Raw genomic sequence first — 25,160 nt, 5'->3', positions numbered from 1 at the left:
CATGGATAATGAGATAGGCAGCTGTTTATCCTTGGAAAAAGAGGGGGAGGTTACACTCACCCCGCTTGAGTACGGCCATATTTTTGATATCCAGCATGAAATTCTTGAGTTGATGGCAACGGGCGATAACGGAAAAGTTGCGCTGGAACGTTTATGCCAGATGGCTGAAGCCATGTTGCCTAATTCGGTAGCGTCAGTGATGTGGCTGAATATTTCGACAGGATTGATGGAGGTGCTGGTTGCACCATCAGTACCGCAAGCAGGTCACGATGCGCTGAATGGTCTGAAGCCTGGTCCTGGTGGTGGTTCGTGTGGTAATGCGCTATTTCATAATGAAGCGCAATATGTAAAAGATACCAAAACCGATAAGCGCTGGGTGGATATCCGTCAAATCGCCTACGATTTCAATTTGTGTTCTTGCTGGTCTATGCCTATTCGCGATGAAACCAATCAAGCGATAGGTACTTTTGCACTGAGTTCATTCGAGCAACGATCACCTTCAGGTTTCCATAAACGGTTACTGGAAGTTTGTGCATACATAGTCAATATTATTCTGAAACGTGTTGAATATGAAACACTGTTAAGGAAAAAACAAGAAGAGCTGAATATTTTTGGTACTGTCTTTGAACATGCTCTTAATGGCATTATTGTGACCGACAGTAATAATAAAATTATTCAGGTCAATAATGGTTTTACCAGTATTTTTGGCTATGGCGCAGCCGAGGTGCTTGGACGTACACCCAACATGTTTTCATCCGGCAGGCACGATCAGTCGTTTTATGAGCAAATGTGGCACAGCATTACCCAAGATAGGCACTGGAGCGGCGAAATATGGAATAAACGCGCTAACGGTGAGATATTTCCAGAGTGGATGAGTATCAGTGCTATTGCGGACTATAACAATATTATCCAGAATTATCTGGCGATATTCACTGATCTGAGTGAACTGCGGCAGAGTCAAGAGAGTGCATTGCGCTACGCTTATTATGACCAGTCTACTGGACTTCCTAATCGGCAAAAATTGAAAATTGATATGAATGAGCGCTACCCAGGTGCTTGTGCCATTTTTAATATAGCGAGGTTTAGAGAGATTAATGACCTGTTTGGTGTGGAAGCCGCTGATCATTTGTTAGAGCAGGTAGCGGGCATATTGATGGGCTTCGATCTGCAAGTGTATCGAATTGGTGGTGATGAGTTTGTTGTGCTGTTTTATGACGAGGTCACTAGAGAAAGTCTCACTAAGCGCATAGATCAACTGCTGGAATTGTTGAGAGCCAGTGTTTTCACGATCGCTGACGAGGCTGTTGCGATACGTATGAATGTGGGTATAGCCATCGGCAGCAATAAACTGCTAACTCACGCAGACATCGCGTTGCATTTAGCAAAAGATCAAAAAATTTCATACGCGTTTTATGAAGAGAACGCGAATGTCGAACAGGTTTATCGTACTAATATTGCGATGACCACTGCCATCCATAAAGCACTGAGTGAAGACAGGATAATTTGTCACTATCAACCAATAGTCGATTTTGTGACGGGTGAAATTGTTAAATATGAAACCTTGGTGCGTATGGTGGGTGAGAATGGAGAGATAATCCCACCTGTGCAGTTCTTGCCTGTTGCCAAAAAGACCAAACTCTATCCACATATCACTCATGCTGTACTACGTCAGGCATGTCATTGTTTTGCAGGGCGTAGTGAGGAATTTTCCGTTAACCTTTCCATCGATGATATTGAAGATGCAGAAACGGTTAAATATATTATTGAAACTATACTTGCAACCAAAACAGCATCCAGAATTGTGTTTGAAATTCTTGAATCTGAAGGCATAGAAAATTACGAATCTGTCGTTCGTTTCATTACCGAGGTGAAAGCTTTGGGTGCAAAGATCGCTATTGATGATTTTGGAACTGGGTACTCAAATTTTGAACATGTGTTGAAGCTCGACGTTGATTACATCAAGATTGATGGATCGCTTATTCGGCGGGTTGTTGAAGACAGCAGGCACCGTATCATTGTTGAAACCATCGTTGATTTTGCGCGCAAGATAGGTGCGGGTACGATAGCCGAATTTGTCAGTGATGAGGCTATTTTTCTAAGTCTTAAATCTATAGGCGTCGATTTTTCACAAGGCTATTTCACCGGGAAGCCCCAAGCCTTATCAGCATCAAACTGAAACGAAACGGAGTTGTAACAAGCGGTGTTGCCATGCGTAAAGCCCAGAGGCGATACACATGGCAATGCTGCTAACGGATTTTAACCTTAATGAGTTCTTCGCCTTCCGGGTCGGTAACGTGTACCGCACAGGCGATGCAGGGGTCAAAACTGTGTATGGTGCGCAGTATTTCTATGGGCTGCTTGGGGTCGTATAACTGATGACCTTTGAGTGCCGCTTCGTAGGGACCTTCTTGTCCTTCAGCGTCACGCGGACCCGCGTTCCAAGTGCTGGGGACGACTGCCTGATAATTGTCTATCTTGCCATCCTTGATCACAATCCAGTGCGCCAGCCCGCCGCGCGGTGCTTCCATGTAGCCTACTCCCTTGGCGGTAGATGGCCATTGTGACGGATCCCACTTGGCTTCGTTAAAGGTTCTGACATCTCCCGCCTTGATATTGGCAATCAGGTTGTCGTACCAGGTTTGCATGGCATCGACGATGATCTTGCTCTCCAGTGTCCGCGCGGCGGTACGTCCCAGTGTGGAGTAAAGCGCAGTAACAGGCAGGTCGAGTTTTTTCAAGGTCATGCCTACCAGTTCTTTGGTTTGTTCGTGCCCCTTGGCGTACAGCATCAGTACACGTGCCAGCGGACCGACTTCGACTGCGTGACCTTTCCAGCGCGGTGACTTAATCCATGAATAGGACTGATCTATATCCAGTTGCGCATAGGGTGGCTTGGGGCCAGTGTAATTCAGCTCCGTTTCGCCAGCATAGGGATGCAGTCCCTTGTTCTTGCCATCTTTGTAGTCGTACCAGGAATGTGCGACATATTCCTGTATCTGATCTTCAGCATTGAGATCGACTGGATGGATGGTGGACAAGTCGCGATTAAGGATAACGCCAGAAGGAATCAGGAAGCTACTCGGATCAGACATGCCCTTTTCTGGGAAATCACCATAGGTCATGAAATTGCCTATGCCTTCGCCTTGTTTGAACCAGTCCTTGTAGAAACCTGCGATAGCCAGTGTGTCCGGCACATACACCTGATCGATGAAATCGCGCATCTGATGAATGATGTCCTGCACCTTTTGCAGGCCGACAACATTCAATGAAGTCGCACCCGAACTGGCGCCAGGTTCGTTACTGCCAGGATGGATGCTGATCGCGCAAGGTACGCCGCCGACGACGAAGTTTGGGTGCGGGTTTTTGCCGCCGAATATGGTATGCAACTGCGCCACGTTGCGTTGCCAGGCCAATGCTTCCAGATAGTGGGCAACGGCCATCAAGTTGGCTTCTGGCGGCAGTTTGTAAGCGGGGTGGCCCCAGTAGCCGTTGGCGAATATCCCCAGCTGGCCGCCTTCGACAAAGCCTTTGAGTTTCTTCTGCACGTCAGAAAAATAGCCGGGTGATGATTTGGCATAGCCAGAAATGCTTTGTGCCAGCTCGGAAGTCGCCTTGGGATCGGCTTTGAGTGCAGAGACGACATCGACCCAGTCCAGCGCGTGCAGGTGATAGAAATGCATGACATGGTCGTGCACAAATTGCGCAGCAATCATCAGGTTGCGGATCAGTTGTGCATTGGCCGGAATCTCGTATTTCAGCGCATCTTCCACGGCACGCACCGAGGCGATGCCATGTACCAGCGTACATACGCCGCAAATGCGCTGTGCAAAAGCCCAGGCGTCACGAGGATCTCGACCACGCAAGATGATTTCAATACCACGTACCATGGTGCCGGCACTGGAGGCACGGGTAATCATGCCTTGATCATTAGTTTCTGCCTCGATGCGCAGATGGCCTTCGATACGGGTGATCGGATCGACGATAACTCGATTAGTAGGTGCGTTCATTTATCCTCCAGATTTTCTGCAACCAACTCGAGCAAGCTGAGCATGGTTTTGTCCCAGTGAAAGTGATCCTGACCATCATCAAATGTCTGACGGCAGTTGGAACAACTTGATACCAATAACTCGGCGCCTGTGTCATCCACCTGTTTCATCTTGATCTGAAATGCCTGATAACGTATCGGGTCAGCGCGGTGTATAGTAACGACGCCACCACCACCACCGCAACACCAGTTCAGTCCCTTGGTATCTTTCATTTCTATTACTTCTGCGCCCAGCCCGTCGAGAACATCGCGCGGTGCTTCAATTGCACCACCACGGCGGGAAATCTGGCAAGGGTCGTGGAAAGTCAGAGTCTTGCCCAGTGGTTTAGTTTTGATTGCACCGCTTTTGGTGTTTTCTGCAAGAAATTCAGAAATGTGCAATACCCGGAAAGGTAGTGGTTTGCCATATATATTCGCACCTTGCCAGCGCATCGCGCCGTAGGCATGGCCGCATTCTGGCAGTATCAGCAATTTCGCACCCGCGGCGATGGTGGCGTTAATCAGTTTCAGGCTCATTTCCTTTTGCCATTCACTATTGCCGGAGAGCATGCCGAAGTTAGTGGCTTCATAACCGTCTGTACGGAAAGTCCAGTTCAGCCCAAGGTGATTGAGGATTTTTGCGGTGGCGACGATGGAGTCAGGGTATTTCATAATTTCTATCGAAGACATCGCGGCGATGACATCGGCCTGCGGTTTGTCGACAAAGATTTCAATTTCATTGTCGTCGGCCAGCCATTCACAGCGATCCTTGAATACTTTGGGCGTAGCGCCAAGCGGGCTGCCTTCGCGCTCGGCACGTTCTGCGACTGCCCATAGTTCGTGCGGTACTAGTCCGGCCTTGTTCATGCCGTGGCGCGCCAGCCCGACCAGCGAAGCAATGTCTATACCCATCGGACAGATCAGCGTGCAGCGGCCACACATGGTGCAACTGTCGTATATGAGTTCTTGCCATTCTTCCAGCTGTTCCACTGTCACTTTTTTCTTCAGATTCAGTGCGCGGTAGATGGGTGCAAATGGTCCGGCTTCGCGCTTGTAAGCCTGTTTGAACGGTTCCAGTTTCCAGATGGGCGTATATTTCGGGTCTTCAGTCGCTACATAGAAATGACAGGCATCCGCGCACATGCCACAGTGGATGCAGGATTCCATATAAGTGGCAGCGACGGCACCGAAGTCCTTTACAAAATGGCGCATGGCTGTTTCCACGCGCTCCACATCGGGCATGTCGCCCTGCTTGTCGTATCGCTGCTCAGGGTTTTTCACCGAAATACGCGGCTTGTCGAGCTCGAGTGGGTGCTTGCTGTCAATATCTGCTGTGCTCATATCGATGCTCCCTTGCGTTCAAATAGCGCGCCGGTCGTGCCGCGCGAGATAAATATCAGCGCTGAGTGCATCAGCTTGCCGAAAGGAAACCATACCAGCAACAATGCAATCGACAGAATATGGATAGCCAATAGTGTTTCATAACGCGCACCCAGATGGGCGACTGCCAGCATGCCGGTCACGACCGGAGTTATGGTGACAAACCAGCTGAAATAATCGTCGAAATTCGATATAAGCCGCATGACCGGATTGGTCAACCGCCGTCCCATTACGATGATGAGTGCGGCGATAGTGATAGCGCCACTGATATAAATAACGGCATTAGGCAGGTTGGGCCAGTCCAGACCAGTGAGGCTGCGAATGAACATGATATGTGGCGCGAAACCGAATACAACAATCGCCAGTCCGATATGGAAAATATAACCTACGGATAGACCGAAAATAGTGCGTTTTCTGAATTCGCGGTGGGGCCAGGAGCGGGTTATGATGAGTTTGATTGCGCCTGTCCAGCTGGCGGTATTGCGCGGTTCGGAGTAATCAGGTCGCCGTTTCAGCAGCAGGATGCCGACCAGACGCCAGGTCATGCCGAATACGAAAATAGCAAACGCCCAAGTTAGCGCCGGGCCGCGAGCAAACTGTAGCAAGTCCATGCTATTTCTCCTCTTTCGTACTGATGTCGGCTTGGTGTTTGCGCGAGACGACCGCGGCAACTGTGCCTACTGCGATTCCGCCCAGAGTCGCCGCGGCAATGACGGGTGCATTGTCGGCGAGTGGCGTGGGAAGTGGCTGGTAAAAGCTGCCTTTATCCCAGAAATTGGGTTCGGAACAACCCAGACAACCGTGCCCAGATTCGATGGGGAAGCTGATGCCACCATTCCATTTAATTGTGGCACAGGCGTTGTAAGTGGTTGGGCCTTTACAGCCTAGCTCATACAGACACCAGCCATTGCGCGCGCCTTCGTCGTCGAAGGTCTTGGCAAACTTGCCTTGATCGTAAAATGGTCGACGGTAGCAACGGTCATGGATGGTATCGGCGAAGAACACTTTGGGTCGGCCGATGTGATCGAGTTCCGGCAGTTTGCCGTAGGTGACGAAATAGGCCAGTACGCCGGCAATCACCGATGGTATAGGCGGGCAGCCCGGCACATTCATGATCGGCTTGTCTTTGATGATATCTGATACGGCTACTGCACCCGTCGGATTGGGGTTGGCGTGAGGAATGCCACCGTATGCAGAACAGGTGCCCACGGCGACGATGGCAGCGGCGCCTTTGGCGGTCTCGACCAGCATGTCGTAGTTGGATATACCTGCTATCGTAGAATATACGCCACCGTCCTTGGTGGGAATGGAGCCGTCAACTATCAGCACATATTTGCCATAAGATGATTTCATTGCCTGTTTACGTGCTAATTCAGCAGCTTCACCAGATGCAGCTTGCAGCGTCTCCTGATAATCCAGCGAGATCATTTCAAATATCATCTGTTCCAGCGTTGGATCGAAAGAACGCGTTAGTGACTCCACACAGCCGGTGCATTCCTGAAATGATAGCCATATCACCGACTGGCGTTGAGCTCGATTGAGTGCGTCAGCCATGGCATAAGCAGCGCTGGGAGGTAATGCCATCAATGAAGCCATGGCGGTGCAGAATTTGAGAAAGGATCGCCGGCTAACGCCGCTACGTGTCAGGCTTGCGCCCAGGGTATCGGGTTCGTTCATTGTTTGTTTCTCCCTCCAGTGCTATTCCAATTGCGTTAATCGGTCGCGTAAACGGGCTAATCCTTCACGCATATCTTCCTCGGGTGCTTTTAATATTTGGGGAACGCTGGTAATTTCTAATAACTCGGCCACGGTATCGCCGTCTGCATTGTAATAAGTCAGCCACCATACGCCTGGATAACAGGTCTCATGTATATCTGAGTTGCCTATCGCATTGATATGCGCATGGACTTCGCCTTCAGACAGTGTGTCACGCAGCAGCTCATAGTCAGCAGGCGTAAGGGGCAGGCTGCGTAGATCAATTGCTCCCATTTCCCCAGTGCTTGTATAGGCTTCCAATAGCGCGACAATTTCATGCAGGATGGCATCGGCATTGCCGGATAGGCCATCTGCCTGAGTTGCCTGAGTCGACAGTGGATTGATGATTTTTACGCTGATTTGGTCTAGTGTGCTCATGTGCGCCATCCTGCAATCAATGCTAACGTCATGTCACAGGCTTGCGGTATCGCAAGTGCAACGGCTGTGGTGGGTGCGTCGCCCCAGTCTACTATGTCAGGCTGTATGCCGATCAGAGCGCGGCGTTCGGGCAGGTGGCCAGCCAGAAGTGCGACAGCCATCAGATCAAGCAAGCCAACTTCATGCACGCTGCGTTTACGGTTGACACCGAGAAATTTGTCCATATCCTCACCAACAAATGCACGTACCGTACCTGGTGCATCATCCAGCTCGGCAGCGTCAATAATGATGAGTTGGCTGGCATCTTCAACATCGCCAGCAAGGGAAAAACTGAGTGTGCCACCGTCCATAAATTCTACGTCAGTCAGGTGGGAATGATCTTGTGCGAGTGCACGTACCGCATGAACCCCCACGCCTTCGTCGCAGAGCAGGGTGTTGCCTATACCGAGCACTAGAGTAACCATAAAGTTATACTAAGACATTCCAGTAATGGGAGTAAGGTTAATGATACTACGCCAAATTTTAATAACAACCTAATGAATTAATCATGACTTTTTTAGCATGTTATTCTGGCTTTATCAGGGCTATACTGTGCTGAATTAACCGAGGTGCATCATGTGTCTAGCCATACCCATGCAAATTACTACCATTGATGGTTTCCTCGCCCAGGCCGCTGCCAAGGGCGTTGCACGTGAAGTAAACCTGTTTCTGCTGCAGGATGAAATGCCTGCGGTAGGTGATTACGTCATGGTGCATGTCGGCTATGCCATACAGACCATGAGTGAGGCAGAAGCACAAAGCGCATGGGAGCTTTACGACGAAATGCTGGCAATAGAATCGGCTATGCATCGTGCATGAATTGGCAGTCTGTCAGGCGCTGGTGACTCAGGTGACTGAGATTGCCCAGCAAAATTTTGCGCAAAGTGTGGCTGTTATTACTTTGCATATTGGTGCATTGTCAGGTGTCGAGCCAGCGTTGCTGGTAAGCGCTTTCCCCCTGGCCGCAGCAGGGACGGTGGCGGCTGAAGCCCAGTTGATCATAGAGTCCCAGCCAGTCCGCGTGCACTGTCAGACTTGTGGTGCAGATACAGAAGCTACGCCTAATCGATTGTTGTGCGGCGAGTGTGGGGATTATCATACCCAACTGATCAGCGGTGATGAAATGCTGCTGGCGAATCTGGAATTGATTACAAATTAAGGATGGCTCATGTGTGATAGCTGTGGCTGCAATGTGACACCAGGTAACCAGCATCTGGCTTATAAGCCAGTGCAGGCGGGCACGAGTGCGGTGACTGTACTAAAAAAATTGCTGGCACATAATGATGATCAGGCTGGGCACAATCGCAGCCATTTTGACACCCGTGGCATACTCACCATCAATCTGATGTCTTCACCTGGTTCGGGCAAGACGGCTTTGCTGGAAGCGACCATCGATGCACTCAAGGATGAATTTCGAATTGCTGTTATCGAAGGTGATCTGGAAACCGAAAATGATGCGGCGCGCATCCGTGCTCGTGGTGTGCCCGCTTATCAAATCACTACGGGCAGTGCCTGCCATCTTGATGCACATATGGTGCATGATGCACTCCATCATCTGGATTTGTCTCAGGTGGATATTCTGTTTGTTGAAAACGTCGGCAATCTGGTGTGCCCGGCGAGTTTCGATCTGGGGCAGCATCGTAATGTCACTTTGCTTTCGGTGACCGAGGGCGATGATAAACCTGCTAAATACCCTGTTATGTTCCGTGCCGCTGATGTGGTGGTGCTGAGCAAGATAGATTTGTTAGCCGTGCTGGATGATTTTGTTCCAGCGCGTGCCGAGCAGTGTCTGCGTCAACTGGCGAGTACGGTGCCGCTGTTACAGCTTTCTGCACGCAAGGGGCAGGGTATGGCGGCTTGGTATGACTGGCTGCGTAGTGAGCTCGTTGCACAACGTGCTCGTGTATTGGCCGGACAAACGGTTAAGCCGTACATACAAACAGATGGTTTGAAACTCCATGGCCACGCTGAGGTGAGCTGATGCAGCACGATGCCGCTTACTGGTTACAGCAAATTCGTGCACTGGATCTGCCCGAGCGCGTCAAGATTATGAATGTCTGTGGTGGTCATGAACGGTCTATCACCATGGCTGGGTTACGCGGTGCATTGCCGAAAAATATAGAGCTGATTCCCGGACCGGGCTGTCCCGTGTGTATCTGTCCGGAAGAAGATGTGTATCAGGCAATACAGTTGGCACTCAACGAGAAGATAATATTAGTGGCGTTCGGCGATATGCTGCGCGTACCTGTCAATGTACCTAAGGGCGAACCGCGTTCACTGGATGCTGCACGCGCTGCTGGTGCGGATATACGACCAATTGCGAGTCCAACGGAAGCAGTACAGATTGCGCGTGATAATGCAGATGTGCCGGTGGTATTTTTTGCCGCTGGTTTTGAGACTACCACTGCACCTGTTGCGGCCATGTTGGCAGCAGGTGTACCACCGAATTTGTCAGTGTTGTTGTCGGGTCGCCTTACCTGGCCTGCTGTCGCTATGTTGCTAGAGGCGGGTAAGCCAGGTTTCGATGCGTTGATTGCGCCAGGTCACGTCGCCACTATCATGGGTGCGGATGAATGGGATTTTGTGCCCACTCAGCACGGATTGCCTGCTGCTGTGGCCGGATTTACGCCTGAATCATTGCTGGCGGCGACTTACTCCGTGTTGCGTCAGTTACTGGCTGATCGCCCATTTCTCGATAATTGCTATCCACAACTGGTGCGTCCCGCTGGTAATGTGAGTGCGCGTCGCCAACTGGCGCAAATGATGGATGTGGTGGATGCAAACTGGCGTGGTGTGGGAGTGATTCCTGCCTCTGGTTTTGGTCTGAAATCGACACTGTCCCTGCATAATGCTAGATTGTGTTTTCCTACTTATGAAGACCCTGTGCGTAAACGTGCAGGAGAAATGCCACCTGGATGCGACTGCGCGCAAGTTGTACTCGGCAAGATTTATCCTGACCAGTGTCGCCTGTATGGCAGCGCCTGTACCCCGCGCACGCCAGTGGGGCCGTGCATGGTATCGGATGAGGGTGCTTGCCGCATCTGGTGGGCCAGTGGTGTCAGAGAGGCGAAAGTCGCTTGAGTCAACTGCGTGCTTTGCATTTTGTGGTGGCTGGACGGGTGCAAGGTGTGGGTTTTCGCCCATTTGTCTATCGGCTGGCACAGCGTTTTGATTTGCACGGCTGGGTACAGAATCAGCTAGGGCAGGTGGAAATACATGTGGAAGGCAGTTTGCGAAATTTGGCTGGTTTTGCCACAGCCTTGATTGATGAAGCGCCGCCTTTGTCTCAACCCGACTTACGGGCGCAGATGCAAACTGATTTGGCGGGGATGACAGGTTTTACTATTCGTCCCAGTGTGGGTAATGTGCCCGCTGACATTCATGTGCCCCCCGATTACTTTACTTGCGATGAATGTCTGTCTGAGCTGTTCGAACCTTATGACAGGCGATATCGATATCCATTCATCAATTGCACACAGTGTGGCCCGCGTTATACGCTGATTAATGCTTTGCCTTATGACAGGGCTGCGACCAGTATGCGGGAGTTCAATCTGTGCCCAGCATGTCGTGCCGAATACGAAAATCCACTGGATAGACGCTTTCATGCCGAGCCAGTCGCATGTCCCCAGTGTGGTCCACAACTGTTATTTCAGAATGACAGACTCAGATTAAGCGGTGAGAGTGCCTTAGTGGCTGCAGTTGCAGCATTGCGAGCGGGGCAAATTGTGGCCGTAAAAGGCGTGGGTGGTTATCACTTGCTGTGTGATGCCAAGTCAGATGTGGTTGTGGCGAGATTGCGAGCACGTAAAGTGCGTCCACATAAGCCACTGGCAGTGATGTTTCCTGATTTGATGAGTGCGCAACAGGCTGTTGAAATGACTGACACCGAAGCGGAATTTCTGTCTAGTCCGTTACGTCCGATTTTATTACTTCAACAAAAAACTAATAACGGCCTGGCGACAGAAGTGGCGCCAGGTTTGGTGGAAGTTGGCATCATGCTGCCTTATAGCCCGTTACATCACGTACTGTTGGCGGATTTCGATGCGCCATTGGTGGTAACGTCGGCCAATATCTGTGGTGAACCTGTATTAACAGACAATACTGAAGCCGAAACCAGATTGGCTGGTGTGGCTGACGTTTTTTTGCATCATGACAGAAAGATAGTGCGTCCGGCTGACGATCCTGTATTTCGTATGAGCGCTGGTGTGCCGCGACCATTGCGATTGGGGCGTGGTTGTGCGCCACTGGAACTGAATCTGCCGTTTACACTGGAGACGCCAGTACTGGCAGTCGGTGGGCATACTAAAAATACCATTGCGCTGGCCTGGGATCGGCGAGTAGTGATATCGCCGCATATAGGCGATTTGGGTTCACTGCGATCTATGGTGGTGTTTGAACAGGTCATTGCTGATTTGCAAAAGTTGTATAACGTTACTGCCAGTCGCGTAGTGTGTGATGCGCATAGCAGTTATGCCAGCAGTCGCTGGGCACGAGCCAGTGGCCTGAAAGTAAGCTCCGTGTTTCATCATCATGCCCATGCTTCGGCATTGGTTGGGGAATATCAAGAGCTGCATGACTGGCTGGTATTCACTTGGGATGGTGTAGGCTATGGTGAGGATGGTGCTATGTGGGGTGGCGAGGCGTTGTTAGGCAAGCCTGGCAGCTGGGAGCGGGTAGCGAGCATGCGTCCGTTTCATCTGCCGGGTGGTGATGTTGCTGGGCGTGAGCCCTGGCGTGCTGCGGCTGCTATGAGCTGGGAGATAGGGATGGATAGTCCGGCTTTGCCCACAGATGGCGATCTGGTACATACGGCCTGGCAACGGCGCATTAATACGCAGCAAACGTCAGCAGTCGGCCGGCTGTTTGATGCAGCGGCTGCATTGACTGGTTTGGTAACGCATGCAAGCTATGAAGGGCAAGGGCCGATGTGGCTGGAAGCTGCGAGTACGGGAAATGCGTGTGCAGTGATAGATTTACCGTTGAGTCTTGATGAGCATGGCATATGGCGTAGCGATTGGGCACCATTGGTAAAGATGCTGCTGGATACAACGTTGAGCGTGAGTCAGCGTGCTGATCTGTTTCATACCAGTCTCGCTCATGCGTTGCTGGCACAAGTGAGAGCAGTACAGGAGAAGCATGCAGTGCGGTGTATCGGGCTGGCCGGTGGCGTGTTTCAGAATCATCGGCTGACCGAAATGGTGGTGAATTTGCTGACTGCTGCTGGTTTACAGGTCAAGCTGGCGCGGCAAGTGCCTGTCAATGATGGCGGTATTAGCTTTGGACAAATTATAGAAATGGGAAGTCGACATGACTGATGCCTACATTACTCTGGCGCATGGCAATGGTGGGCGCTATATGCGTGAACTGATAGAGCGGGTTTTTGCGCGTCATCTGGGTAATCCATTGTTGGATGTGAATGTTGATGCAGCACGGTTGCCGTGGGATGCGGGCGAGCTGATGTTTACTACCGATGGCTTTACAGTGCAGCCGCTGGAGTTTCCCGGTGGCGATATAGGCAGTCTGGCGGTGCATGGAACGGTGAATGATCTGGCGGTATCGGGTGCAACACCACGTTATCTGTCGTTGAATGCTTTTATTGAAGAGGGCTTGCCGCTGGCGCAACTGGATCGCATTATTGCCAGTCTGGCACGTGCCGCCAAAGCTGCTGGTGTGGTGGTGGTAGCAGGTGATACCAAGGTGGTGCGGCGCGGCGAAGGTGGCGGGTTGTATCTGGCAACTGCGGGCATAGGTGTGCGCACGCCAGGGGTAACGCTCGGTATGCAAACGATACAGGCAGGCGATGTGATACTGGTCTCTGGTCCAGTGGGTGACCACGGTATTGCAGTGATGCTGGCGCGTGAGCAGTTTGGACTTAAAGGTGAGCTGGCATCGGATAGTGCCTGTGTATTACCACTGACACAGGCGTTGCTGGGATTGCCTGGGCTGCGCTTCATGCGTGACCCTACTCGTGGCGGACTGGCTACCGTTGCATGCGAAATCAGCCATGCCACTGGATTGCAAGTTAATCTGCAGCAGTCAGCTATACCTGTGAGGGATCCGGTATCAGCCGTATGTGAAATGTTAGGTTACGATCCCTATTATCTGGCGTGTGAAGGTCGGGTTGTTGCCGTGGTGGCTGAAAGTGATGCCGCCGTTGCGCTTGATGCATGGCGTAAGCTGCCAGATGGCAAGGATGCAGCACAGATAGGTTATTTACAGCCGGGACGAGTAGAGGTCGTATTGCATACGCCTCTGGGTGGCACGCGCATACTGGATGAACTGGAAGATGATCCATTGCCCAGAATTTGCTGAGCGCCCACGCTATTTGCGAGCAGCTTCTTCCCAACCACAAGTTCCAGCTGTTTTGGCGGTGTACATCGCAACGTCGGCGCCATGAATTAATTGGCCGACATCCTGTATATGTTTCTCTATTGACGATAAACCAAAGCTGGCAGATGGTGTGAAAGTGTGACCTTGTATCCGTATTTCGCTACTGCAAAAGCTGTTTACTAGTTTGGTGGCGACTTTTTGTGCAGGAACCGCATTGATTTCATGTATGAACACGATGAATTCATCGCCACCCCATCGACCTATCATATCGGTGGCGCGTAATGTCTTGACTAAATGTTCCGCAATAAATTTGAGATAGGCATCTCCCGTGCTGTGCCCATAAGCATCATTGATGAGTTTGAATTTGTTCAGGTCGATAAATATCAGCGTACCTTGCTTATCGTAGCGTTTGGCATATTTGAAATAGACGTCTAGTTTTTGCAGAAAAGCGCGACGGTTTAGCAGGCCTGTGAGTGCGTCATATTCAGCTAAATGTGTCACTTTGTCATGTTGTGTGCCGGCTAATCAGGCGAGTATTCCAGTAATAACTGGCGCCATGTCGATAACGTACATTAGGCGATTGTTATGGGCGAGAGGAATGGCTGCCAGGAAATCACCGATGGTCGGTGTCTGCTCGAAATTGGATATTAGTATGATAGATAGCACAGGGAAGCAGAGTCCGAAGAGTGTGCCATAAATTGCATACTTGGTTGCATAATTGCAACCACGGTAATAGTTCAGCATTCCGCCCCCATTTTATTATAATGTGCAACGGATTTATTCTACATGAATAGTAGTTTGTGTGTCATTAGCGTGGTATTAAGTCTTACATGCTTTCAGGTTGATCTGGGATCTGGTTTAGGTGTATGTCAGATTGACGGGTGGTTACCCATCGTTTCACCCATGCGTACAGTATGATCGGCGTGCCATTCTGGATTGAATTGCATGGCATCTTTAGTGAACAACATGACAACGGTGGAGCCGAGCAGGAAACGGCCCATTTCTTCGCCTTTTTTCAGGTTGATGTTTTGATCGTGGTAATGCCATGTACGCACGTTGCGGGTGCGTGGTGGGTTGACGGTGCCGTGCCATACAGTTTCCATGCTGCCCACTATTGCAGCGCCTACCAGAGTGAGTACCATGGGTCCGTATGCCGTATCAAAAACACAGACGACACGTTCGTTACGGGCGAATAAGCCTGGTACGCCGCGTGCGGTAGCAGGGTTAACCGAATATAGGTCACCCGGCACATAGATCATTTGTGTTAAGCGCCCATCGCAAGGCATGTGGATACGGTGATAGTCCTTGGGGCTAAGGTAGATGGTGGCAAAACTGCCGTGATCAAATTGTAGGGCGAGTTCGGCATCGCCGCCAACCAGTGCACGAGTAGAGTAGGTGTGCCCTTTGGCTTGCAACAGCTGGTCGTGTTCTATGTTGCCTAACTGGCTGATCGCGCCATCGACAGGGCTGACAAAATCGGCTTGCGCCAATGGCCGGGCGCCATCTTGTAATGGACGTGTGAAAAATTCGTTAAAACTGGCATAGCTGGTGATGTCAGGATTGACTGCTTCCTCCATGTTGACGCTGTATTTGCCGATAAACCAGCGAATTATGGAGGTGGTAATGCGTCCCGCTTTGGCATTGGCAACGTACCAGCCGAATTCGGTAATGGCACGTTTGGGAAGTAAATGCTGAGTGATGATGTGGCGCTTATCGGACATGCTGAGCAGTAAGGATCATTAACTGCGTAATTGTACCGATTTACGCTTGGCTTTGCACCTTGACACTTTTGAATTACTTTTTTGGATTTTGACTTTATATCTATCTTGAAAGACGATAGACTTAGGGTTAGACTAATTAAGATTAACTTGTCCTAAATATGATGAGCGTTATGCAAACACCGACATTAGCTGCAAACATGATAGATATCGATAAATTCAGTGCGACTAAATTAAATTCAGATCCGTTTGAATTCATGGTGTTGCCCGGCTTTCTTAAAACGGACAAGCTGGCGGATATCGTGCGTGATTTTCCCTCTATTAAACAGGCAGGGAGTTTTCCTGCGGATACCCTGAACTGTGGCCCAGCATTTATCAAATTAATACAGCAACTCGAAGGTGATGAATTTCGTCATGCAGTCGAGCAGAAATTCAAGCTGGATTTGACTGGTCGTCCCACCATGATAACTGTGCGTGGTCATACTGATGAGACTGATGGTCGTATTCATACTGACAGCAAAACCAAAATCATTACCATGCTGATTTATTTCAATGAGACTTGGCATGAATCAGCAGGGCGTTTGCGTTTGTTGCGTTCGGGCGAGGATCTGGATGATTTTGTGGCTGAAGTTGAGCCGAGCATAGGCACATTGCTGGCATTTAAACGCAGTGATAATTCCTGGCATGGGCACAAGCCATTTGTAGGCGAGCGTAAAGCACTGCAATTGAATTGGGTACTGGATGAACAAGTCAAACGTCGTGAGCAAAAGCGTCATGGTGTGTCTGCATTTTTCAAAAAATTATTTGGCAACAAAGAATATAACGGCTGATGTGTGCCCGTCGCATCGCTTGGGTGTTATCGAATGATATCGTCGGTATGGATAACCAGTCGTTTGGTTTGGCCGAGGCACTGGGTCTGGACTGCGTGAAAAAGCGCGTTGTTGCAAGTGCGCCGTGGCGGTATTTGCCGCCGAATTTATGGCTGTCACCATTACGTTTTTTGGGTGAGGGCAGTGATAGTTTTGTGCCTCCCTGGCCAGATGTGGTCATCGGTACGGGACGTTTGAATACAGCGGTGGCCGTGGCGATCAAGCGTGCCAGTAGCGGGCGTACTGTCAATATCCGTGTGCAACATCCGCAAATGAGTCTGCGTGAATTTGATATCATCGCCGCGCCACAGCATGATGATTTGCAAGGTGAAAATGTATTTTCTACGCTGGGTGCGGTGAATCGGGTGACGCAAGCGCGATTGGATGATGCGTCACAGAAGTTTGCTGCCGAGTATGCTAATTTGCCGCGGCCGTTGATAGGTGTGTTACTGGGCGGCAGCAATCGTAAATATACGCTGGATGCCGGCTTTGCCGAGCATCTGGCGGATCAACTGGAGCAGTCGCAGCAACAACATGGTGGTACGGTACTGATTACGCCATCACGGCGTACCGATGCTGCTGTTGTTGAAGTGTTGCGGCAACGCTTACCTGACGCAAAAATATGGGACGGTGTGAGTGAAAACCCCTATTACGCATATTTAGCCCTGGTTGATTATCTGGTGGTCACGGCAGATTCAGTGAATATGGCATCGGAGGCGAGTTTTACTGGCAAGCCTGTGTATGTGGCGGGCTTGACCGGTGGCACTAACAAATTTGAAGACTTTCACCGTAGCTTGCAGGCGCGAGGTTGTACGCGTCCGTTCACGGGAGAGTTAGCTCATTGGCAGTATCAACCGCTGGATGAAACACGGCGGGTGGCGGATGAAATTAAGCATAGATTAGGATGGTGATATGTCGTTAAAAATAGAAACGTTTAGCAACGCCAAGGGCGGCAATAGTTTTTTCAAAGCGCTGGGTCATCCACTTACAGTGGCGAAAGCAGCAGACTTGTATGCGCGATTACGTGCAGTGGGCAAAGTCGCTATTTACGATCCTCACGGCATGGCCGAAGGCTTGCATGAGTTTTATCCGCTGGATAGTTTGGACATTGCATCCGTATATGTGCAGCGGGTAGAGGATCTGGGCAAGGTGGTACTGGGTCATAGTGTACAGCCTGTGACAGCGTTGTCATCCTCTGGCGCAAGCACTGTGCTGGTGACGGCGTTTGATGCGGGCAGATTAATGGATCATATCCGCCATCTTGTTCCAGCAGGCGTGACTTTGCTGAGTCTGGATGAATTGCGCTTGCCTGCAGCAATGTTGACTAATGCTAATCGCTATTTGGATCCGTTGAACTTTGCCACGAACTTCGGTTTTTTACGTGATGCGCCTGGTCAGCATACGCGTATTATTACGGCGGATTATTGGTCTGGTCTGGGCGCACCTGCTGTGCCGCGGGTCTGGTATTGTCTGTTTGACCAGTCGGGTGTGATATTGGCGCAGTGGCAGGATCAGATTCCTGCTGCAGGCGCGAGTCTGATCATTGACAGTCAGGAAGTCCGTGCACGTTTTGGTCTGGGCGATTTTACTGCATCGTTGTTTATCCATGTGCTGGGCGTGGCGCGGCACGACATCGTTAAATATGCGCTGGATGTGTATGGCGATGATGACACGGTGTTGTCATGTACGCATGATGCGAATGCATGGCCATCGGATTTGTTTGCAGGCCTGCCTGCACCGAAAGACGATGAAACCGTGGTGATGTGGGTACAAAACAGCCATCCCGTGCCTATTCCAGCCAATGCGGTGGGGATCAATTTGATGGGTTCAGATGAGGTGCGTTATGTGCCGACAGCCATTCCGCCTTTTGCCTGCTACGCGCTGAATGTGGCGGACTTGTTCCCTGAAGTGCGTTGGCCGCAGCAACTGGAAGTACAGGCAGGGCGCTATTTTGTGCGTCCACGTTATGAAGTCCATGTGAAGAATGGCCGCAGCCGTATGGCGCATGTGAACGTTGAACGTAACGATTTAGTCATCGACCCGAATATTCCGAATCTGACTCAGCAATTAGGTAAATCCTATATCCTGCCTGCGCCTATATTGCCGGTTGCACAATTTCAAAGCACGATGCAGCCTAACCCCATGTCTACCGCGCAAGTGGATTTGCCGATTGCGGCGATATTCTACGATGCGACTGGTGTGGAAGTGGCGCGTCATGCATTTGGCTGCTTGCAGCGCAGTGACAGTGTCGCGGTGGATATGAATGCGATTTTGGCTGAGCAAGCGGCGAAGTTGACTAGTGGTTCTGGTCACGTCGAGCTGGTCTATGATTTCGCGCAAGGTGGCGGGGCGGATGGCTGGTTACATGGCTTGTTCCGCTATACCCAGCGTAGCAGTGGCCATATCGCTGAAACCAGCTTTGGCGGTCATGTGTTTAATACTGTGATGACCTATAAAAATGAGCCGCAGTCTTATGTGGGTGCAGCGCCTGGCTTGAGCACACGTTTGTTCCTGCGTTTGGGAGATGCGCCGCTGGATAGTTTCTGCCATCTGATTTATCCAGCTTCTACGCCTTGGCATGCACAATCTGACACGCACTTGATCCTGTTCAACCGCATGGGTGAACAAATCGCACAAACCAAAATCTCTATTCCTTGCAGTGGCTCTTTGCATTGGCGTTATAGCGAAGTGTTTGATACAGCAACGCGGCAACGTGCGGGCGATGGTGCTTACATTATTATTCGCGATGTGACTTGTCGTTTATTTGGTTATCACGGCATGGTGAATGGTGATAGCGCGTTCTGTATGGATCATATGTTTGGGTTTTAATGATGAGTGAGCAATATTGTGACTTGACCGCAACCGCGCCCAGCCATTTACAAACGGCGGTGTTCTACGAAATTAAAGACATGACACGTGGCGAAACCGCCACCGTATTGTTCGCCGAAGATCCCGCGATTACCCTGCACAGCCTGAATTTGCAGTTGCGTAATAACTTACGCTGGGAAATTAGCCGTACCGATGCGGGACATTGGCTGACCGTCATCCACCGCGCCGAAGATGTGGCGCCGGTGGACGTGTTTGACTCGCTTAAACGCGACCATAAACGGCTGGATGCCATGTTCTCGCAAGTGATACACCTGACTGACCAGAATCATCTGGTCGAAGCCCATGCCATCATGCGGGCGTTTATCGAAGGCTTGCGCAAACACTTCGCCGTTGAGCACGACATACTTGCCAAAGCGATACGCACTCCGCCGAACGCGATGGGCATCGATCCAACTGCCGCAATGATGCAAGAGCATAACGAAATTCTCAATCAGTCGATTATGATAGAACTGAGTTTTGATGAGGATGATGCTACGTCAACCAGTGTTTCACCCTTGCTGGCGATTTTGGCGGGTTATTTATCTAAGCATGAATATCGTGAAGAAGCGACGATATTTCCGATCTGGATAGGGGCTATCAATAAAGCGCCTGAGGCGGTTAAGGCGGCTTTGTTTCAGCAGGTTTTGGCGACTTTAGCGGATTAGTTGAGCATGGTTAATGGCTTGCCTCCTTCCATTCTGGCGATTATCTCGCTGAAATGCTTGAATACTTCATACCTCATCGGAAAATAAATGGAATTGCCAAAGTTTAATGAAACCTTCCTTCCAATATTGGAAGTGCTTAAAGATGGTGAAATCATCAAAGGTAGAGATTTAGTTCGGCTTGTAGTGGATCAGTTTTATTCGAACCTGCCTCAGGAGATGCTGGAGCAAACTACTAAAAGTGGGGATCGTTTAATTGAAAATCGTATTGCTTGGGGAAAGTCCTATCTTAAGAAAGGCGGATTAGTTCACTATCCACAACGAGGCTACGTTCAGATCACAGAGAAAGGGAAATCTGCCAAATCAGAAAATGTATCACTCAATGAGATTCAATCAAATGTCATTACCTTTTATGAGCCCGAAAGCAAGTCTGCACCAGAAACAACAATCGTAGCGAACGCAAGCCCACAGGATTTGATTGATTCTGGATTTGAGCAGATTGAGCGGGAAGTAAAAGATGAACTGCTTGCTAAGCTTAAAGAGGTTGATCCGTATGCATTTGAAAAGATAATTTTGATTCTTCTTAAAAAAATGGGATACGGCGACTTTATAGAAACGGCCAAGTCAGGCGATGGTGGGATCGATGGCATTATTAACGAAGATCAGCTTGGGCTTGAGAGGATATATATTCAAGCTAAGCGTTATAGTGAAAATAAAGTCCGTGAAACTGATATACGCAACTTTATCGGCGCTATGAGTGGCGATACCCACAAGGGCATCTTTGTGACTACTTCAACTTTTGATGAAAAGGCAAAAGTAAAAGCCAGAGATGCGCACCACAAAATAATTTTATTGGACGGTTCTAAGCTTGTTGACCTGATGCATAAGTTCAACGTTGGTGTGCAGACTAAAAGCCATTACGAAGTAAAGGTTATCGATAATGATTTTTTTGATTCTGAGGAAATATAACGAATAAGGTTAGATTGTGATCGCGAAGCGAGCCACAATCTGAACCGTTTGTTGGACAAGCCCGGCATGGCTGGGGCGGGTGTTGCTTGAGCGCTTATGGAAATATCTTTTTGACTATGCTGGCATAACTGGACGCGTTACGCATCCCACCCGCCATTTCACGACCTTCACGTTGCCATTGCAGCAACTTATTCTATTCAACTCACCGTTTTTAGTCGGCTTTTCGGGCATGTTAACCCAATTTCAGCCTTCTTCAGGGCGAGCACGGCCATACCTGCCTAGTCTGGCAGGTGGGCGGTGTGGGCTGGTTTAGCGCATGGTCTCCCACCCTGTGTCATCTGCTCTGTGTTCCCGTTTTATAGATGGGGCTGATGTGGCTAGCGGTATCGCTTTGATACGTGTGCGCACTATCTTCATCACCCCACCGCAACATTGGCAACGTATCGCTGGTCTGGGTTGCGCTGGCGGCGGATTGTTCCGTCGCCATAGGTGGGTCAGCTGTAGCTGGGTGAGTAGTTTGCTATTGGGATGCAGGTAGCCAAAGTTGCGGGCGCGGCGGTAGCCTTTGGGCAGAATGTGTTGCAGTATCAGTCGCAGGAAGGCTACACCACTCAAGGTACGGGTTTCCATTTGTTTGGTTTGGCTGTTCCGGTAACGGAAGGTGACCTGACCATGCCGGTCGGAGAGGATGTCTTTCTCCTGTATCACCCCCCGATACAGATAGCGCCCAAGGTAGATCAGAGCGTGCTGTCCAGTGCCGACGGCTTTGCAATCCACCACCCAATCGGTCGGGTAATCGTTTGGCAGGGTGAGTCCTGCTTGTCTGATGCCTGCCAGTAATTTGGCACGAAATACTTTGGCCAGGGCTTTGTGGTTAAACAGGTAGTTGCCGTGTTTATGACGCATGCGTCGCTGTTTGGGGTTAAAGGCGACAGCGGGCATGACGAGATGCACATGGGGGTGATAGTCCAGTCGGCGGTTATGGGTATGCAGTACAGTCACCGCCCCTGCGCTGCCGCGCAGCTTGTTGTCGTTTTGGCTGAAGGTGTTGACTGTTTCCCACGCGCAGCGTGTGATCAAGTCATACATGACGCGCTGATGTTGCCAGGCCAGTGTGCGCAACTGGGCGGGCACGGTGAAGGTGAGCATGAAGTAGTTGGCGGGGATGGATTTGTGTAATTGCTGGTCTATCCAGCGCTGTGATTCGTGCGCCTGGCAATGCGGGCAATGCCGATGACCGCAGGAATGTGGCAGGTAGCTGGGTGTTTGACAATCATCACAGGCAAGTTGCATCCTCGGGCTCATCTGGCTACGGCAGGTTTGAAAGGCGGTTAAGGCAGCTTGCTGGCTGGGCAATAGGTGATGACCGTGTTGTGCAAGCAGTTTAGCTGCGTAGGTTGCTACGATGTGCGCCAGTCTGATCATTTGACTTTGCCCCAATGAATGTGGAATTTCTCCATTAATTGATTAAGGCGAGTGTGTGCGCTCTGATGGCGTTGTTCGGTGAGGTGGGTGTAGCGGATGGTGGTGAGGATGGACTGGTGTCCGAGTATCTGCTGAATTTCGAGTAAATCGATGCCAGCTTCTATCAGGTGGGTGGCATAGCTGTGGCGCAGGCTGTGTGGTGTAATTCTTTTTTTAAGCCACAGTCACGGGTCACTTGACCCAAGGTGGTCTGGATACCACCACGATCCAGCGGGGTGCGTGCCAAGTGCGATTTGGCAAGACCGCCGTGTCGATTAGGAAAGAGCAAGCTTGGGTTGCGATGGGTGAGCCAGAAACGGCGCAATACCTGCAAGGTGTTCTCTGATAACGGCACCAATCGATCACGGTTGCCTTTGGCGTTGCGTACTTGCACCCGCATCCGATCCGCATCGATATCCCCTACCTGCAAGCGTAAGCCTTCGCCTAATCGTAAGCCCAGGCTGTAGAGGGTGAAGAAGAATACGCGGTAGCTCAATACGCGGGTGGCCATGAAGATTTGTTGTGCCTGGGCGACGGTAATGATGTCGGGCAGGCTATATGACTTGGGTGGTTTAACCAGATCCGCACCTGGCCAGGGTTGGCTGAGTACATGGGCATAATAGAACTTCAGTCCATACAGATCATGTTTGAGCGTACTCCATGAATGGGTATCCAGGATGCGAACAAAATAGTCGGTTAATTGTGGCTTGGTGAGCGCGTCTATCTGGTCATTAAAATACACCGCTGCGCGCCGTACGCCGTGTGAATACAAGGCGATGGTTTTAGGCTGCATGCCTCTGAGCTTGAGGCAATTCAGCAGTCGCTGGTGATTGTGCTCGAAGTGCGCGGGGATGGGTGTGGGGGCTGTCAATGTCGTCTCCTCGTGGTACAGTAATCAAAATTCCATTGCTGGGGGAGACGAAATTATGCTGCGTAATTTGATGGTTCGGGAATATTTCTCCGCGATAGCGGCTTCGTTCAACCTAACGTTTTACGCGCGGTCATGAATTCATCGAATCAAATGTCAAATGTAAGTTAGTAGGATGGGTGGAACGTAGTGATACCCATCAAATCAAGAGAAATCGGTGCATTTGTTCAATGTATTTCTCCGGCTTCTTTGCATCAACTCTGGTTTAAAACCTCGATGCAGGTCGGGGTTGCCCGACGGCAAGTTACTTTCTCTTGCTTGCCCAAGAGAAAGTAACCAAAGAGAAGGGCACCCCGCTGCGCCAGTCCTGCGGACTTCCCACGTAGCGGCTAGCAAAGCGGGCGGCTGCGGAACTCGCGCTGCGCGCTCAGACAATCCTCGCCGACTGCTCCCGCTTTGTTAACCGCTACGCGGTGGCGCAGAAGGGGAAAAGGGGTGGCTTCTTCAATCGTATTATCTTTATCACCAACGACAGTCGGGCTAGTGGCACCTAGGGTGCGGACACCGCTAGTTGATGGGTTTCGCTTTGCTCTACCCATCCTACCATTTCTATATAAGTAGATTGATATTTATCAAAGTATTGATATAATCAGGTCATGAAGAAGCTTAAATTTATTGGCTCTAGTCTCGATGATTTGAAAGATTTTCCTGCTGAAGTACGGCGTGAGGCTGGGTTTGAGCTGGATGCTATACAGCGCGGTCAGATGCCGTCTGATTTTAAGCCGATGCTAGCGGTTGGTTCTGGGGTGTATGAGATTCGTTTGCATATTCTTGGTGAATGGCGCGTGATTTATGTGGCCAAGCATGCTGATGCGGTTTATGTACTGCATGCTTTTCAGAAGAAAACGCAAAAAACACGACATGAGGATATTGCGCTGGCTGCGCGGCGGTATCAGTTGATAGGAGCAGGCAATGAATGATGGAATAATTGAATCAAGTGGTAATGTCTTTGCTGATTTAGGGTTTAGTCCTGAAGAATCCGCTTTGCTGATGATGCGTGCGACGTTGATGGCGCAGGTGCGGGAGGCGATAACTGCACATGGCTGGACACAGGTGGAAGCGGCGCAACATTTAGGTATAGGGCAGTCTCGCGTGTCTGATTTGGTACGCGGTAAACGTGATAAATTTAGTCTTGATATGTTAGTGACGCTGGCAACAAGAGCAGGGCGTAAGGTTGAACTGGCTTGCGTTTGAGGTGCGAGATAGATTGCAATTTCCCCCAGCAAATATTTGGGAATTGCAAGTATAATTCTGGCTAAAATATCCAGTTATATAGGAGTAACGAATCATGATAAGTGTTCAAGTGATTGAAGACCAAATTCAGCACCTCGACAATCAGTCATTTGCTTTATTGCGAAATTGGTTTATCGAATATGAACATACGCGCTGGGATCATCAAATCGCGTCTGATTCTGATGCGGGGAAGCTTGATTTTCTGATTGATGAGGCGCTTGCTGAGCATCTTGCGGGAAAAACAAAAAAACTGTGAAGCATTCTACTACCAGCCGATTTTGGAAATGTTACGACTCGCTGCCTGTAGAAATTCGTACACTCGCAGATAAGAATTATGATTTACTTAAAAGCGACTCGCGACATCCTTCATTACATTTCAAAAAAGTAGGTAAGGTTTGGTCGGTGCGTATAGGTATCCATCACCGCGCTATTGCAATTGAAGTTGATGATGGTTTTCTGTGGATGTGGATAGGGTTGCATTCGGAATATGACAAACTCATTGCCTGATAATTTGCCTGTAGGATGGGTTTCGCTTTGTTCTAC

At 50.1% G+C, this 25,160-nt stretch carries 26 protein-coding genes and 1 pseudogene; 16 read left to right on the top strand and 11 right to left on the bottom strand.

All coding sequences use genetic code 11. From position 1 onward, the window contains the following. The first annotated feature begins 1 nt into the window (after window position 1). Window positions 2-2,176 carry a sensor domain-containing phosphodiesterase gene (locus SFSGTM_RS09765; protein ID WP_162084988.1) on the top strand — a complete coding sequence of 725 codons (2,175 nt, stop codon included), beginning with the start codon at window positions 2-4 and terminating at the stop codon, window positions 2,174-2,176. A gap of 70 nt (window positions 2,177-2,246) precedes the next feature. Here the strand turns inward: SFSGTM_RS09765 and SFSGTM_RS09760 are convergent, their stop codons facing one another. The 6 genes from SFSGTM_RS09760 to SFSGTM_RS09735 are packed head-to-tail and all read right to left on the bottom strand — an operon-like array spanning window position 2,247 to window position 8,001. Beyond that, entirely contained in the window at window positions 2,247-4,007 is a 1,761-nt protein-coding gene (locus SFSGTM_RS09760) for a nickel-dependent hydrogenase large subunit (RefSeq protein ID WP_162084987.1), read from the bottom strand. Beyond that, window positions 4,004-5,365, bottom strand: a complete 1,362-nt coding sequence (locus SFSGTM_RS09755) for a (Fe-S)-binding protein (protein WP_162084986.1) — start codon at window positions 5,363-5,365, stop codon at window positions 4,004-4,006. The genes SFSGTM_RS09760 and SFSGTM_RS09755 overlap by 4 nt, the downstream gene beginning before the upstream one ends. Then, window positions 5,362-6,015: a nitrate reductase gene (locus SFSGTM_RS09750; protein ID WP_162084985.1), complete on the bottom strand. Its 654-nt coding sequence runs from the start codon at window positions 6,013-6,015 to the stop codon at window positions 5,362-5,364. The genes SFSGTM_RS09755 and SFSGTM_RS09750 overlap by 4 nt, the downstream gene beginning before the upstream one ends. 1 nt (window position 6,016) lies before the next feature. Next, window positions 6,017-7,081, bottom strand: coding sequence for a hydrogenase small subunit (locus SFSGTM_RS09745; protein WP_162084984.1), 1,065 nt, complete (start codon window positions 7,079-7,081; stop codon window positions 6,017-6,019). A 21-nt stretch (window positions 7,082-7,102) separates the two neighbouring features. After that, a complete protein-coding gene (locus SFSGTM_RS09740) occupies window positions 7,103-7,537 on the bottom strand; it encodes a hydrogenase expression/formation C-terminal domain-containing protein (RefSeq protein WP_162084983.1) in 435 nt (144 codons plus the stop codon). After that, a complete protein-coding gene (locus tag SFSGTM_RS09735; protein ID WP_162084982.1) occupies window positions 7,534-8,001 on the bottom strand; it encodes a HyaD/HybD family hydrogenase maturation endopeptidase in 468 nt (155 codons plus the stop codon). The genes SFSGTM_RS09740 and SFSGTM_RS09735 overlap by 4 nt, the downstream gene beginning before the upstream one ends. Before the next feature lie 151 nt (window positions 8,002-8,152). On the opposite strand from SFSGTM_RS09735, the gene SFSGTM_RS09730 reads away from it, so the two are divergent. The 6 genes from SFSGTM_RS09730 to hypE are packed head-to-tail and all read left to right on the top strand — an operon-like array spanning window position 8,153 to window position 13,888. Beyond that, window positions 8,153-8,395, top strand: coding sequence for a HypC/HybG/HupF family hydrogenase formation chaperone (locus tag SFSGTM_RS09730; RefSeq protein ID WP_162084981.1), 243 nt, complete (start codon window positions 8,153-8,155; stop codon window positions 8,393-8,395). Continuing rightward, window positions 8,388-8,735 (top strand): hydrogenase maturation nickel metallochaperone HypA/HybF, encoded by a 348-nt coding sequence (locus tag SFSGTM_RS09725; protein WP_162084980.1) that lies wholly within the window; start codon window positions 8,388-8,390, stop codon window positions 8,733-8,735. The genes SFSGTM_RS09730 and SFSGTM_RS09725 overlap by 8 nt, the downstream gene beginning before the upstream one ends. Before the next feature lie 9 nt (window positions 8,736-8,744). Continuing rightward, entirely contained in the window at window positions 8,745-9,557 is an 813-nt protein-coding gene (hypB, locus tag SFSGTM_RS09720; protein ID WP_162084979.1) for a hydrogenase nickel incorporation protein HypB, read from the top strand. Next, entirely contained in the window at window positions 9,557-10,657 is a 1,101-nt protein-coding gene (gene hypD / locus SFSGTM_RS09715) for a hydrogenase formation protein HypD (RefSeq protein WP_162084978.1), read from the top strand. Before hypB ends, hypD begins: the two co-directional genes overlap by 1 nt. Continuing rightward, complete coding sequence (gene hypF / locus SFSGTM_RS09710) at window positions 10,654-12,891, top strand: carbamoyltransferase HypF (RefSeq protein ID WP_198420538.1); 2,238 nt, start codon at window positions 10,654-10,656, stop codon at window positions 12,889-12,891. The genes hypD and hypF overlap by 4 nt, the downstream gene beginning before the upstream one ends. Next, window positions 12,884-13,888, top strand: a complete 1,005-nt coding sequence (gene hypE, locus SFSGTM_RS09705) for a hydrogenase expression/formation protein HypE (protein ID WP_162084977.1) — start codon at window positions 12,884-12,886, stop codon at window positions 13,886-13,888. The genes hypF and hypE overlap by 8 nt, the downstream gene beginning before the upstream one ends. A 9-nt stretch (window positions 13,889-13,897) precedes the next feature. Here hypE and SFSGTM_RS09700 read toward each other — a convergent pair whose 3' ends face one another. The 3 genes from SFSGTM_RS09700 to asd form a co-directional block, all read right to left on the bottom strand. After that, window positions 13,898-14,407, bottom strand: coding sequence for a GGDEF domain-containing protein (locus SFSGTM_RS09700; RefSeq protein WP_162084976.1), 510 nt, complete (start codon window positions 14,405-14,407; stop codon window positions 13,898-13,900). A gap of 24 nt (window positions 14,408-14,431) precedes the next feature. Beyond that, the gene (locus tag SFSGTM_RS09695; protein WP_162084975.1) at window positions 14,432-14,650 is read right to left on the bottom strand and encodes a hypothetical protein; all 219 of its coding nucleotides are present in this window, start codon (window positions 14,648-14,650) and stop codon (window positions 14,432-14,434) included. 125 nt (window positions 14,651-14,775) lie between these two features. Beyond that, window positions 14,776-15,627, bottom strand: a complete 852-nt coding sequence (asd, locus tag SFSGTM_RS09690; RefSeq protein WP_162084974.1) for an archaetidylserine decarboxylase — start codon at window positions 15,625-15,627, stop codon at window positions 14,776-14,778. Window positions 15,628-15,824: 197 nt separating this feature from the next. On the opposite strand from asd, the gene SFSGTM_RS09685 reads away from it, so the two are divergent. The 5 genes from SFSGTM_RS09685 (at window position 15,825) to SFSGTM_RS09665 (ending at window position 20,992) form a co-directional block, all read left to right on the top strand. After that, window positions 15,825-16,454: a 2OG-Fe(II) oxygenase gene (locus SFSGTM_RS09685; protein ID WP_198420537.1), complete on the top strand. Its 630-nt coding sequence runs from the start codon at window positions 15,825-15,827 to the stop codon at window positions 16,452-16,454. Continuing rightward, window positions 16,454-17,404, top strand: a complete 951-nt coding sequence (locus SFSGTM_RS09680) for a mitochondrial fission ELM1 family protein (protein WP_162084973.1) — start codon at window positions 16,454-16,456, stop codon at window positions 17,402-17,404. Before SFSGTM_RS09685 ends, SFSGTM_RS09680 begins: the two co-directional genes overlap by 1 nt. A gap of 1 nt (window position 17,405) precedes the next feature. Beyond that, complete coding sequence (locus SFSGTM_RS09675) at window positions 17,406-19,322, top strand: hypothetical protein (RefSeq protein WP_162084972.1); 1,917 nt, start codon at window positions 17,406-17,408, stop codon at window positions 19,320-19,322. 23 nt (window positions 19,323-19,345) lie between these two features. Then, window positions 19,346-20,026, top strand: coding sequence for a hemerythrin domain-containing protein (locus SFSGTM_RS09670; RefSeq protein ID WP_162084971.1), 681 nt, complete (start codon window positions 19,346-19,348; stop codon window positions 20,024-20,026). Between the two features lie 87 nt (window positions 20,027-20,113). Next, window positions 20,114-20,992, top strand: coding sequence for a restriction endonuclease (locus SFSGTM_RS09665; protein WP_162084970.1), 879 nt, complete (start codon window positions 20,114-20,116; stop codon window positions 20,990-20,992). A 309-nt stretch (window positions 20,993-21,301) separates the two neighbouring features. Here the strand turns inward: SFSGTM_RS09665 and SFSGTM_RS09660 are convergent, their stop codons facing one another. Both SFSGTM_RS09660 and SFSGTM_RS09650 read right to left on the bottom strand, forming a co-directional pair. After that, on the bottom strand, window positions 21,302-22,417 hold the full coding sequence (locus tag SFSGTM_RS09660; protein ID WP_162083488.1) for an IS91 family transposase: 1,116 nt from the start codon (window positions 22,415-22,417) through the stop codon (window positions 21,302-21,304). After that, window positions 22,414-23,327: pseudogene (locus SFSGTM_RS09650) on the bottom strand (tyrosine-type recombinase/integrase). The gene SFSGTM_RS09660 and the pseudogene SFSGTM_RS09650 overlap by 4 nt, the downstream one beginning before the upstream one ends. A 653-nt stretch (window positions 23,328-23,980) precedes the next feature. On the opposite strand from SFSGTM_RS09650, the gene SFSGTM_RS09645 reads away from it, so the two are divergent. The 4 genes from SFSGTM_RS09645 (at window position 23,981) to SFSGTM_RS09630 (ending at window position 25,124) form a co-directional block, all read left to right on the top strand. After that, on the top strand, window positions 23,981-24,304 hold the full coding sequence (locus SFSGTM_RS09645; RefSeq protein WP_162084969.1) for a type II toxin-antitoxin system RelE/ParE family toxin: 324 nt from the start codon (window positions 23,981-23,983) through the stop codon (window positions 24,302-24,304). After that, window positions 24,297-24,578 carry a helix-turn-helix domain-containing protein gene (locus SFSGTM_RS09640; protein WP_162084968.1) on the top strand — a complete coding sequence of 94 codons (282 nt, stop codon included), beginning with the start codon at window positions 24,297-24,299 and terminating at the stop codon, window positions 24,576-24,578. The genes SFSGTM_RS09645 and SFSGTM_RS09640 overlap by 8 nt, the downstream gene beginning before the upstream one ends. A 94-nt stretch (window positions 24,579-24,672) precedes the next feature. After that, window positions 24,673-24,873, top strand: coding sequence for a hypothetical protein (locus tag SFSGTM_RS09635; protein WP_162084967.1), 201 nt, complete (start codon window positions 24,673-24,675; stop codon window positions 24,871-24,873). Continuing rightward, the gene (locus tag SFSGTM_RS09630; RefSeq protein ID WP_162084966.1) at window positions 24,870-25,124 is read left to right on the top strand and encodes a hypothetical protein; all 255 of its coding nucleotides are present in this window, start codon (window positions 24,870-24,872) and stop codon (window positions 25,122-25,124) included. The genes SFSGTM_RS09635 and SFSGTM_RS09630 overlap by 4 nt, the downstream gene beginning before the upstream one ends. The last annotated feature ends 36 nt before the right edge of the window (window positions 25,125-25,160 follow it).

Origin of the sequence: Sulfuriferula nivalis, from assembly GCF_009937995.1 — a bacterium.
In the GTDB taxonomy this organism is placed as follows: Bacteria; Pseudomonadota; Gammaproteobacteria; order Burkholderiales; family Sulfuriferulaceae; genus Sulfuriferula; species Sulfuriferula nivalis.
Note: the sequence above shows the minus strand (reverse complement) of the source record. Positions and strands in the feature narration are given on the sequence as shown.